General features: G+C 50.9%; 8 protein-coding genes. 6 read left to right on the top strand and 2 right to left on the bottom strand.

The features are described 5' to 3' along the window. The first annotated feature begins 1 nt into the window (after position 1). The 4 genes from JW984_06270 to JW984_06285 all read left to right on the top strand — a co-directional run bounded on the left by JW984_06270 (position 2) and on the right by JW984_06285 (position 6042). Entirely contained in the window at positions 2–1195 is a 1194-nt protein-coding gene (locus tag JW984_06270; protein MBN1572787.1) for a LegC family aminotransferase, read from the top strand. Positions 1196–1211: 16 nt separating this feature from the next. Next, positions 1212–2624, top strand: a complete 1413-nt coding sequence (locus JW984_06275) for a CDP-glycerol glycerophosphotransferase family protein (GenBank protein ID MBN1572788.1) — start codon at positions 1212–1214, stop codon at positions 2622–2624. 37 nt (positions 2625–2661) lie between these two features. Then, positions 2662–4089, top strand: coding sequence for a CDP-glycerol glycerophosphotransferase family protein (locus JW984_06280; protein ID MBN1572789.1), 1428 nt, complete (start codon positions 2662–2664; stop codon positions 4087–4089). Positions 4090–4668: 579 nt separating this feature from the next. Next, positions 4669–6042 (top strand): hypothetical protein, encoded by a 1374-nt coding sequence (locus JW984_06285; protein ID MBN1572790.1) that lies wholly within the window; start codon positions 4669–4671, stop codon positions 6040–6042. 193 nt (positions 6043–6235) lie between these two features. Here JW984_06285 and JW984_06290 read toward each other — a convergent pair whose 3' ends face one another. Next, positions 6236–7627 carry a homocysteine S-methyltransferase family protein gene (locus tag JW984_06290; GenBank protein ID MBN1572791.1) on the bottom strand — a complete coding sequence of 464 codons (1392 nt, stop codon included), beginning with the start codon at positions 7625–7627 and terminating at the stop codon, positions 6236–6238. A 444-nt stretch (positions 7628–8071) separates the two neighbouring features. On the opposite strand from JW984_06290, the gene JW984_06295 reads away from it, so the two are divergent. Beyond that, the gene (locus JW984_06295) at positions 8072–8827 is read left to right on the top strand and encodes a DtxR family transcriptional regulator (GenBank protein MBN1572792.1); all 756 of its coding nucleotides are present in this window, start codon (positions 8072–8074) and stop codon (positions 8825–8827) included. A gap of 213 nt (positions 8828–9040) precedes the next feature. Beyond that, positions 9041–11185 (top strand): ferrous iron transport protein B, encoded by a 2145-nt coding sequence (feoB, locus tag JW984_06300; protein ID MBN1572793.1) that lies wholly within the window; start codon positions 9041–9043, stop codon positions 11183–11185. A gap of 175 nt (positions 11186–11360) precedes the next feature. Here the strand turns inward: feoB and JW984_06305 are convergent, their stop codons facing one another. Beyond that, positions 11361–11756 (bottom strand): trimethylamine methyltransferase family protein, encoded by a 396-nt coding sequence (locus tag JW984_06305; GenBank protein ID MBN1572794.1) that lies wholly within the window; start codon positions 11754–11756, stop codon positions 11361–11363. Positions 11757–12097 lie beyond the last annotated feature (341 nt).

The raw sequence follows: 12097 nt of genomic DNA on the forward strand, positions 1-12097 counted from the left end.
GATGAAAGGATTATTTGGAAGAAAAAGGGGAAAAGACGATTTCATCCCGCTGTGCATCCCGGAGATGGGCGGGAATGAATGGAAGTACCTGAAGGAGTGCCTCGACACGAATTTCGTCTCGTCGGTCGGCCCGTTTGTGGACCGTTTTGAAGAGGCGGTGGCGCGATACGTCAAAAGAAAATACGCCGTAGCCACCGTAAACGGAACGGCCGCCCTCCACATATCTCTTCTGGTCTCCGGTATTGTGCCGGATGACGAGGTCCTGGTTTCGACCCTAACCTTTATAGCCCCCGTAAACGCCGTCCGGTACGTGGGGGCCTTTCCGGTTTTTATCGACGCCGAAAAGGACTTCTGGCAGATGGACACCCGGAAGGTCATCGACTTCATAGAAAAAAGGTGCGCCTACAGAAAGGGGGCGCTGATAAACGTGGAGACCGGGAGGACGGTTCGGGCCATAATGCCGGTTCATATCCTCGGCCACCCGGTGGATATGGACCCCATTTTGGAAATTGCCGAAAAGTACAACCTGATCGTGATCGAGGACGCCACGGAGTCTCTGGGCGCACAATACAAGGGGAAGATGACCGGGTCACTGGGGGAGATAGCCTGCTTCAGCTTCAATGGCAACAAGATCATCACCACAGGCGGGGGTGGGATGATCGTTACCGACAACGAAAAGTTGGCCCGCAGGGCAAAGTACCTGACCACCCAGGCGAAAGACGACCCGGTCGAGTACATCCACAACGAGATCGGCTATAATTTCAGGCTCACCAATATCCAGGCGGCCCTGGGGTGCGCCCAGATGGAGCGGCTCGACCGGTATATTGAAAAGAAAAAATATATCGCCGATATTTATACCGGGGCGTTAAAGGATCTCCCCGGGATCACTCCCCTCGGCGAGGCGGACTGGGCATGGAGCATCTTCTGGATGTACACGATCCTCCTCGACGAAGGCGCCTTCGGAATCGACAGCAGAACGCTTCTAAATCGATTGGCAAAAAAGAACATACAGACGCGACCGCTCTGGCAGCCCATTCACCTTTCGCCTGCGCACCGGGGAGCCACAGCTTCAGACTGTTCGGTATCTGAATATCTTTACAAAACCGGCCTGACGCTCCCCTGTTCAGTGGCGATTACCGATTCCGAGATCGAAAGGGTCATCGATCAGATACAATCCCATCACCGCAATAAATAGCAGACAAAAAAACAGAATGACCAAGAAACATATCCTCTTTATACCTTTCGACGCCATTGCCCTTCAGGAGATGATGCCTACGGCAAAAAAGATTCTCGCCGACAGCAATTATGTGCCCCTCTTCTATCTGTGCTGGTCGATATTTCCGATGGAGGTACAATTTTTTAAAGAGGAGCATTTTAGGCAGCTTGACGAGGCGGGTATGGAGATCTATGACAGGGAATCGACCATGCCCAGGTACCGGCAGATAAAAGAGACTCTCTACATTACCATAAAGCGCGCCATTCGAGACAAGATCATGCCGACCACCATCTGGGGGATAATGGCGAATACGAAAAAATTTTTGCAGATGCAAAACAGGATAAAAAAATTGTTCAATGAGAAGGATGTCGCGGCCGTCGTGCTGATCTCCGACAGGGTCTTGGGATGGGAGGCGGTGGCGGTAAAGCTTGCAAACAAGCGAAGAATCCCTACGTTCATTGTTCCCTTTTCCCTCTATTCTCCACGGGGGGATGTCAAGAACCGGATGATCAAGGAAAATTTTGAACAGTTTTTCGTCGGCCGCTCCTTCCAAAAAATAGTCTCTAAAATACTATTCCCCCGGATAATCCATAACTATGAGGGGAGGGATATTTTCTTTTTTCCCTTTCAGGCGGCCGTTTCGGGGTGGGTACTGGGCCTTTTGCCTGAAAATCCCTGGACCATCGGCGGGGGGCGGGCATCCCGGATGGCGGTGGAAAACGAATTTTTCCGAAACATCCTTATCGAACAGGGAGTCACCCCATCGAAAATGGTTGTTACAGGGAAGCCCTCTTCAGATTATATATATGAAACGCTAAAACAAGGAGACCCGGACGTAATCCGGGGGGAGCTGGGGATTGCCGGCGATAAAAAAATACTCCTTTGCGCCGTCCCACAACTCGCCGAGCATGAGCTAACCTCCTGGGAGAGACACTGGTGGGAGATCGAATTTCTGCTCTACACGTTTTCCAAACTCCCCAACGTCGCCACGGTGCTGAGTCTCCACCCCAGAAGCCATCCACCCGACTACACGCCCGTGGCCGAACGGTACGGCGCCGTTATCGCAAGGAGGCGTATTTATGAGCTGTTGCCCATCTCTGACGTTTTTGTCGCCACCTATTCCACGACTGTGATGTTTGCTGTGGGGATGGCAAAGCCCACCGTGGTCGTGGACTTTTACGGCCTCGATCACGATATTTATAACAGGGCCCCCGGCGTTATGATAGTCAATCGCAGGGATCAACTGGGACCTTCCCTCAAAAAGCTTTTTATGGACGATATCTATTACGATTCTCTGGCCGCTTCTCAGAAAAAGTCAGCCGGTCAATGGCTCGTCCTCGACGGAAAATGCACCGAGCGGGTGGTCGGAGAGATCTATGCCCTTATAGAAGATCGATTTACGACATAGTCTGTTAAAAAATATAGAAATACTATATTCAGATGATATGAAAAAGAGAGCCCACATTCTCTTTATACCCTTCCACAGAATATCCCTTCTGGAAATGATGCCGATCGCTTTGAAGCTTGTGGAAGATGGTATTTATGCCCCTCTCTTCCTGTTGCGATCAAGCGCCTTTTCCCGGGATGATGCCGCGATGGTAAAAGAAAGCGGGATGGAGGTATACAGCCTGTGGGACTTTTTTAGGTTTCGCTTCAAGAACGAAAAAAAAAGGCACGAAAAAAAGGCTGAAGATACCTCAAAAATGGAGTCCTCGCCGCAAGGGAAAAGCGGGCAATTTAAGAAGAGGATGAAGAGTTTTTTTCGTTTTTTCATGCCGGAAATCTTATGGGAAACCCTTAAATATATTTATCGAATCCTTGAGGCACACCTCTTATACAGACAAAAAAGGATCTTCGGCCTTGTTGTTATCAGCGATACCCTCCCCGGCGTAGAGCCGCCATTCATCAAGGTGGCCAATAGATATAACATCCCAAGCCTGATCGTTCCCTTCTCGTTGATTACACCTATGGGCACCGCCAAGATACGTCTGCTGAAAAAGGATTACAAAAGAAACTATTCCTTGAAATCGATAAAGAACCGTCTGGCCTCCAGGTTTTTCCCCACCTGGGTGTATGAATACGAGGGGGAAAAAATGCTGGCCCATCCGGTTTCCTGGGCGCTCGCTAGTCGAATTGTGGGAGTCTTTCCCGATCAACCCTGGTCTATCTGCGGTGGCGAGGCAACGCTTGTCGCCGTGGAAAATGGCTTTGTTTATGACCTGTTCAAAAAACAGGGAGTGCCCGAGAAAAAGATGGTATTAACGGGAAAACCCTCGATGGACGCTGTATATTGTGCTTCACAAAAGGATAAGAGGGAGGTAATTCTTCGGGAGTTGGGACTCTCGGAGAGAGATAAAGTCCTGCTTTGTGCCGTCCCTCAGCTGGCGGAGCATGAGATTATGAGCTGGGAAAAGCACTGGAAGGAGATAGAGTTTCTGCTCTCTACGTTTATGAAGTTTTCCAACATGTCGGTTGTCCTCTCGCTTCATCCCAGAAGCAATCTCGAAGATTATAGAAAATTGTCCGAAAAGTATCGGGCGACTATAGCCGGAAGACGCATATACGAGCTTTTGCCCATTGCGGACGTCTTCGTGGCGACTTTTTCCACCACCGTTATGTATGCCGTGGGTATCGGAACGCCCACGGTGGTTGTGGATTTTTACAGCCTCGGATACGATATATACGATAATCTGCCGGGCGTGAAAATCGTTCGAGAAATAGACAAACTTGCCGCCACCCTCCACCATCTAAATTCCGGAGTCGGGAAACGGATAAAAATGAAAAAAGAAGACGAGAGGAGATGGATCCTCTTGGATGGGAAATGTACCGATCGGATCGCCGAAGAACTCTATTGCCTGGCTGAAAAAGAATAACAACCACCAAAAAAGAGCAACTCGACCGATTTTAGATACTAAAATTGTTCATTGACAATAATAAGCCGGATTAGCCCCATTGCCTTTATGAAAAGCGCTAAAAAACGAAATCCCGGCATTCGGAGCGCTGTGCCTTGATAATATCATCAGATTGAACCATGTTGTATTTTATGTTTTTTTTCCGTGTGTGACCAAAATGTGACCGGAGCACTTCAAAATAAAGCAAAATAGAGCAAAACAAACCGATACAAATCGAAACGTTTATTCTGAATAAAGACAGGGGGGTTAGCCTATTTTTAGCGTTATTTAAATAACTTAGGCTGACACCCCTGCACATGACCGGCGGTCGTGAGGTCACGTGTATCGATCCCGCTTAAGCTCCACCAATGGTTATCAGGGATTACGAGCTTTGGCTTGTGGCCACTTTTGTGTCCGTGACCTTACAGCATTAAAATACGGCATAAAATTTTGGACATTTTTAAAAATCCCTAATCACCTCGCGATTCATTTTTTTAATTGACTGTTTACATCATTCAGGATATTTTTGGTATAATTTCACTTAATATAAGGAATCACGATATGAAAAAAATCATTGTCATCTCACTCTGTATATTATTTTTCATCATAATTATACTCGCCGCCGTCGGCTGCGCGCGCCCCATTCTTCCCGGAAGCTGTGTGGAGATCGTCTATCCGGGACCGGATATGGTCGTGCCGACGGATTTTTCGATTCTCGGCGTGGCGGCGAAATGGTCCTTAGGACTGGAGGTCAATCCGCTCCTGTTCCTCATCTCCCCAAAATCATACGTCCACATGTCTTCCTCGTCTGCCGAGCTTTTTGTAGACGGAACTCCCTACGCCGTCTCGAGCGGGGGCAACCACCACCTCTTCAGGCTCACCCTCTCCGAGGGCGATCACACCCTGCTCCTTTACACCCCGTTCGGACAAAAAGAGATCATCGTCCATGTGACCAAAACTCCCGCGATATCCTTCGATCCATTTCACGATGCGGATCGAATTGTCAAAACCACCGACCAGCTGAAACTGGCATTGTATGAGTATCTTAAATCAAATCCATTGAATCCATCGGACAACGAAGGAGGATACGAAATTCAGAGGATATTTCCGATCGACTCCGGCGCCTTCATTGCAACCGGCGTAATGGAGGGGCAGATACTGAATGAGTGTAAAATAATATATGTTGATCTATCGGGAAGACCTCCGACGGCAAACGCCGTATCCAAAGCCCCCGTCGTCTTCTCCTGGAATAAAGATAAATGGGATGGAAGAGTTGTCGCCACATCCGAAGGAGCGGCCGGCGATCGCCTTTTCTTAACGGTACTCGACGACGCGTCGCTATCGGTCTTTTCCATTTTCCCCGACGGCAAGGTTGCAAGCGATAGATTTGAGCTCGGCGACATTTCGCCCGAGTTTTTCGACTCGGTCACGAAGGCGATCTACTCCGAGATCAGGACGCGCGGCAATCATGACTTCCTGCATATCCGCATAGACGGCTACAGGCCCAATGACTCTCCTCGGAGCTTCGACCTTGTGGTCTCGGGCTCGACGGCAAAAGAGATTGACCTTGGCGGTTATGACGTTGAAGGGATCGGTCCGAACGGTGAACTCATCGCTTTTTACCCCGCCCCATTCACCGGCCCTTTTGACACCATGCTTTTCGATAAAGGCAAGCCGACGAAGGCCTATTACCCCCTTCCGAGTCTAGGCAAAACATTTTCGTTTTTCGGTGGCTCCGTCCATGACATAAACAAGTTTCGCCCCGAGCGTCCCCTCTTCGAGGTCGCGCCTCCTGTGCCGTGCGTTGGCTGCAACAATAATTACATCCCCGCCCACCACGGCGCTTTCGGGGACATAACGTTCGGCCCCGACGTGCTGAAGACGTCACTTGCGGGAAGGGAGGGATATTTTGTTATGAAATACGGTGGGAAGTAGCCGTGTGATAAATTAATGATGATGCTTGCCCGTCAAGATTTGGCTTTTTAGAAACCACGAGATCACAGGCAGCAATCCCGTTCAAGCTCCACCAACGATTTCAAGGGTGGAATTTATTCCCCCCTCCCCTTTTCTTCCCACCAACAATAACATGGCGCGAATCACGAAGGGCGGCCCGGCACCGTCAAAGGCTTTACAACCCGCCCCTCTTTACGGGGGGGCCGGACACGACCTCGGCCATCTTTTTTATGTGGGCCGGGGTGGTGCCGCAGCAGCCGCCCACTATATTCACCCCAAGATCCCTGAACTGCCGGGCGTACTCTCTGAAATATTCCGGACTCTCCGAAATCTCGCTGGTGCCGTCCTTATACCGCGGAAGACCGGCGTTCGGCTGAACCGAGATCATCCCTGCAAACGAAGCGGGAAGGGACTTCAGAAGCTCTAACATTTTTTGCGGTCCGAGAAAGCAGTTCAGGCCGACGACGTCCGCGCCGAGCCTCTCCAGCTCCACGAACGCCCCGGCAAGCTCGTCTCCGTAAACGGTCACCCCCTCCTCGGTAAATGTAAGCTGACAGACTATCGGTATATCCGTCATCTCCTTGCAAACGAGAACCGCCTCCTTCGCCTCCAGGACGCTCGACATGGTCTCCAGCATCACGACATCGACGCCGCCGTCAATCAAGGCCTGGATTTGATCGCGAAAGGCGTTGTGTGCCTCGACTAAGGAAAGCCTGCCGTAGGGGCTTATCAGCTCCCCCAGTGGACCCACCGCCCCCGCCACGAAAACCCCGGACGCGGCGGCGGCCCTCTTGGCGATCTCGGCCGCCGCAAGGTTTATCTTCCTCACCTCCTTGTCCAGGCCGTATCTGGCGAGCTGGTACCTGTTTGCGGCAAAGCTGTTTGTCTCTATGATCTTAGCACCAGCCTCTATATACTCCCTGTGCACCTTCTCCACCGTTTCGGGGTCGGTCAGGTTCAGGGATTCTATACAGACTGCGTTGTCGGCAACCTTGCTCCGTATGTATGTCCCCATTGCGCCGTCGGCAAGGAGGACCTCCTTCTTCAAGACATCCAAGAACCTGAAGTCCCTCTTTTTGCCGGCCTTTTTCTTTGCCTCCTCGATCTGGTAATACCCCTTTTCAAGATTCTCCCTCCTGACCTTTTCATACTCCCTGTCAACATCGATCTTCCTCTCCCTTAAGATTCTCTCCATCATCTCGACGGAGTGCTCAAAATCCACAAACTCGTTGAGCCACATCTCGGGCTTTTCTTCGTTTCCCTTTATATTCGTCCTCAAACCGTTAAACTCCTGATCGACCTTGTCAAACTGTTCCCTTATTCCGTAGGCCGTCTTTATCCTCGGGAAGTGGAAGAAATCGGAAAGCCCCTTGCTTAGATGCCTCTTGAAGATTAATTTGTCCACGTACCAGAATACACAGGCCAGGCAAAATTGGTTCAAAAGGAACGCCGGGATGGTATGGATGCCGAGAAGGTCGGAGAAGAGGTACTGCACCAACGCCCCCGCAATTCCGGACACAATAAGCCATCGCCCGAAAACATATAAAAACCATTCTTTTGAAAACATATGTCTATTCACCTCCTGATTTTATTAAGCCCAGGGAAGCCACAGGCACAAGATGGCATAGTTTACCCCCTTTGGACAAGACTTGTCAATTTGCTTTAGCATGTTTGCGCTTAAAAATTCAACGTACCGCCGGCCATTTCCTAAAGTGCTTGATATTTCTCTTATCCAAAAAACCCTTGATGCCCTGAAGTCAGCAAGGGTTGCATCCTGTTTTACCTGACTCGATCTACGCGGATTTCCCTTTCTGCCCGCAATTTTGGCCTCTCGCGGCTCCTTTTCACGGCCGACACGTTAGTTTTAGATTCTTTTCCCCCGGTTTCTGATGTGAAACCTCCAGACCATCGGGAAAAAATCTATTTTTTTGCAAAAAAAGCTTGACAAAATATTAGGCATGCCATATATATTTAGGTATTACTAAATTTATGAAACATTCGAGGAAATAGTATGTATTCGGGAACGTTGACGGCCAGCATGGAAGATTACCTCGAGGCCATCTTCCATATCATGAAAGAAAAACAGGCGGTGAGGCCCAAGGAGATCGCAAAGCGGCTCAAGGTCACCAACGCATCGGTGACGGGGGCGCTTCGGTCGCTGGCCGAAAAGAAGCTGATAAACTACGCTCCCTATGACGTCATCACCCTTACCAGGGAGGGGAGAGTTGCCGCAAAGGACGTGATCCGTCGCCACGAGGTGCTGCGCGATTTCTTCGTAAATGTCCTGGCTGTGGACGAAAAAAACGCCGACAAGGCGGCCTGTCAGATGGAGCACTCGATCCCGAAGATCATACTGGAGCGGTTCATCCAGTTTGCCGATTTTATCGAGCTCTGCCCGAGGGCCGGCTCAAAATGGATTACCGGATACGGGTACAGCTGTGACTACGGCCGTATCCAGGATAACTGTGACGAGTGCATTGAGCGCACATTGAACGAAGTCAAGAAAAGAAATTTAAAAGGAGGTGCAAAAACTATGGAAAAGATAAGTCTGAGAGATCTGCAGCCGGGCCAAAAGTGCAAGGTGTTGAGCGTAAAGTCCGACCATGAGGCGAATAAGCGGATTGTGGAGATGGGGGTTACTCCCGGGGCTGTGATCGAGATAGAGAGGGTGGCCCCCCTGGGCGATCCGATCGATATCAAGGTCAGGGGCTACCATCTCTCGCTTCGCAAGGACGAGGTGGAGGACATCGAAGTTGAGAGCCTGTAGCATTTCATACGGCCGGAGGGCGGCGAACCAATGGATAAAGATCAAAGTCACGGGGCCGGTTTCGGTCGCGAATACAGGGGAGCCTTATGGATCTCTTCACAGTCTATGGGGCGTTTTTTTTGCAAGAAAGTTTAGTTATGCCTAATAATTTTTGCTCTTACTAAACTTTTTGCTAAAATATTGATCCTTTAATTACAGGAGGATAAAAGAATCATGAAACGAAAAATCACGGTAGCCCTTGTCGGAAACCCGAATTCCGGCAAGACCACCATATTCAACAACCTTACCGGGGCCCGGCAGCATGTCGGCAACTACCCCGGCGTTACCGTGGAGAGCAAGGACGGCTCTCGTCGTTACGGAGATGTGGAGATGCAGATAGTCGACCTGCCCGGGACATACAGCCTGACCGCGTATTCCGCCGACGAGCTGGTGGCCAGAAACTACATCATCCACGAGAAGCCGGACGTCATCGTGGACGTGGTCGACTCGTCTAACCTCGAGAGAAACCTCTACCTGGCTGTGCAGCTGATGGAGCTGGGGGCGCCCCTGGTCCTCGCCTTTAACATGAGCGACCAGGCCAGAGCCCGCGGGCACGAGATCGACGTCGAAAAGCTCTCCGGTCTCCTCGGGCTTCAGATCGTCAACACCGTTGGACACAAGGGAAAGGGAATGAAGGAGCTTCTCGACGCAATTGTCAAGAGGGCGGATTCCCCCGATAAAGAGACAGGTGAGTTTAAGCTCGACTACGGCCGTGAAATCGAAAAGGAGATAGGCCAGTTGGTTTCGATGATCAAGGTTAACGGCACGCGGCCGGAAGGATACAATGCCCGCTGGCTGGCCATCAAGCTCCTCGAGAACGACGGGGACGTGCGATCGATTATCGACTCGAAGGAAGTCCTCGACCAGGTAGACAAGAGCGTCTCTCGAATCAAGAAATTCATCGGGGATCACCCCGAGACCGACATCGCGGGGAGCAGGTACGGGTTCATCTCCGGCGCGTGCCAGGAGGCGGTGCGCTCCACCATCGAGATCCGCCACACGATGTCGGACAGGATAGACACGGTCGTGGTAAACCGACTCCTCGGGATTCCGATATTTTTTGGCCTGATGTATCTCGTCTTTCAGCTCACCTTTACCCTCGGTGATCCCTTCATGGGTTGGATCGATGGATTTTTCGGCTGGCTTTCCGATGTGGTCGTGGGATGGTGGCCGGCGGGCTCCGAGAGCGTCTTGAAATCGCTTCTCGTGGACGGGATCATCGGGGGCGTCGGCGGCGTGCTGGTCTTTCTCCCGAATATCCTGCTTCTCTTTCTGGCTATAGCGATATTAGAGGACTCCGGCTACATGGCCAGGGCCGCGTTCATCATGGACCGGCTGATGAACAAGATCGGGCTTCACGGCAAAAGCTTCATCCCGCTTCTCATCGGATTCGGATGTACGATTCCGGCGATAATGGCGACCCGGACCATAGAGAACCGCCGCGACCGGCTGACCACGATGCTCGTGGCCCCCCTGATGAGCTGCGGCGCAAGGCTTCCGATCTACGCCCTTATCATCCCCGCCTTCTTCCCGCAGGTCTGGCACGCCCCGATGCTCTGGATCATCTACGTCACAGGCGTCCTTTTGGCAATCGTCAGCGCGAAGATACTCAGGAGCACGCTATTTAAGGGGGAATCGGCGCCGTTCGTGATGGAGCTCCCGCCCTACCGGATGCCCACGATAAAGGGCGTTCTGATTCACATGTGGGAGAGGGCCTGGCTCTACCTGAAAAAGGCGGGCACCATAATCCTCGGCATCTCGATAATCCTCTGGGCCATGACCACGTTTCCAGGACTCAATGAGAGTGGAGTAGCCCGCTTCGAGGAGGAGCGCCTCGCGGTCGAGGCAGGAGATGCGACCGAAGAGGAGAAGTCTGAGCTTCTGAGGACAATCGACAACGAGGAGGCGGAGACCTCGCTGCGCTACAGCATCGCGGGCCGAATAGGACACGGCATGGAGCCTTTCCTGAAGCCTATGGGCTTTGACTGGAAGATCGGAACGGCCCTTATCGGCGCCTTCGCCGCAAAGGAGGTCTTCGTGGCCCAGATGGGGATCGTCTATTCGATAGGGGAGGCGGATGAGGAATCCGAAACGCTGAGGGAAAAACTGCAGGGCAACTACAATCCACTGATCGGTTTCTGCATCATGCTGTTTTGCCTCGTCAGCGCGCCTTGCATGGCCACGATCGCCATCACCAAAAGGGAGGCCAACTCCTGGAAGTGGGCCCTGTTCCAGCTCGCCGCATTGACGGTTCTCGCCTATCTTGTGACCGTGATCGTCTACCAGTTCGGAATTTTGTTCGGCATCGGGGTTGGATAGGAGACGTCCAATGATTGAGAGCATAGCTGTTTTTGTCGTTGCAACCGTTGGCAATCTCCGGAAAGGCCTTTGAAAGATAGATCGCATCATCGGACATCTCTTTGATAATTAGTTTGCGGCCGTGCCTTTGAAGAGCGACGTTATGTTAGGGTATCTATCGTCGAGCAGTATCTGCTTATATCTCAAAGCGCACGGCCGCCTTCCCCCCCACAAAAAGTATCCATTCATACGATTCAATAATCTTCTCACGCGCCTTTAGGGCGGACGGACTGCGCAGGCAAGTTTTGCCCATCTCGATATTGATCGGGTTTTCGCCGTCCCTGTCGTAGAGCAAGAAGCCCCCCCTCCCCCCATTCCCCACCCTTACGATCTTGACTTTCTCGATCGTCTCGTCCACCAGCTTTCTCGGTATAAGGACTTTCTTCTCGTCGTCCATTGTCGCGCCTGCGCTCAAAAAGAGGTCCACAGACTCCTCGTGGTCAAGCTTTACGCCGGTCCGCACGAGGACCCTTATCGAGGCCTCGTGGAGCTTCTCCGATTTTTGGGGCGTTAAAAATATAGACCTTGACATTTTAATCCCCCCCCAATCAATTGGACTTTGACCTACACCATCTCAGTTAACGGGAATGTTGTCAATCCTTTTTTGTCGTTATCAAGAATTCATAAATTCTCTGACAGTATGCTTAAATTTTAAGGGATGGTATTCTCCTATTAGTTTTTATTCGCCACTTGGTAGCGATATCTCTTATATAAAGATTTGGGTCGCAAAAAAAGTGATTTACTATTTTATATTTGCTATAATTGAAGCGTTAAAAGCTGCTTAAAATTTGGGAATTATAAACGATTTTCCACCAAATTAGTTAGATAAGAAACTACAATTTCGAATATATCATCATTATAACGGTTATTATA

Source organism: Candidatus Zymogenus saltonus (genome assembly GCA_016929395.1).
Lineage (GTDB): Bacteria > Desulfobacterota > Zymogenia > Zymogenales > Zymogenaceae > Zymogenus > Zymogenus saltonus.

What these genes read in the sequence shown, in the direction of transcription:
- JW984_06295 (MBN1572792.1), top strand. Translation starts at nt 8,072, where the DNA reads ATGTATTCGGGAACGTTGACGGCCAGCATGGAAGATTACCTCGAGGCC.
- JW984_06290 (MBN1572791.1), bottom strand. Translation starts at nt 7,627, where the DNA reads ATGTTTTCAAAAGAATGGTTTTTATATGTTTTCGGGCGATGGCTTATT.
- feoB (MBN1572793.1), top strand. Translation starts at nt 9,041, where the DNA reads ATGAAACGAAAAATCACGGTAGCCCTTGTCGGAAACCCGAATTCCGGC.
- JW984_06285 (MBN1572790.1), top strand. Translation starts at nt 4,669, where the DNA reads ATGAAAAAAATCATTGTCATCTCACTCTGTATATTATTTTTCATCATA.
- JW984_06305 (MBN1572794.1), bottom strand. Translation starts at nt 11,756, where the DNA reads ATGTCAAGGTCTATATTTTTAACGCCCCAAAAATCGGAGAAGCTCCAC.
- JW984_06275 (MBN1572788.1), top strand. Translation starts at nt 1,212, where the DNA reads ATGACCAAGAAACATATCCTCTTTATACCTTTCGACGCCATTGCCCTT.
- JW984_06270 (MBN1572787.1), top strand. Translation starts at nt 2, where the DNA reads ATGAAAGGATTATTTGGAAGAAAAAGGGGAAAAGACGATTTCATCCCG.
- JW984_06280 (MBN1572789.1), top strand. Translation starts at nt 2,662, where the DNA reads ATGAAAAAGAGAGCCCACATTCTCTTTATACCCTTCCACAGAATATCC.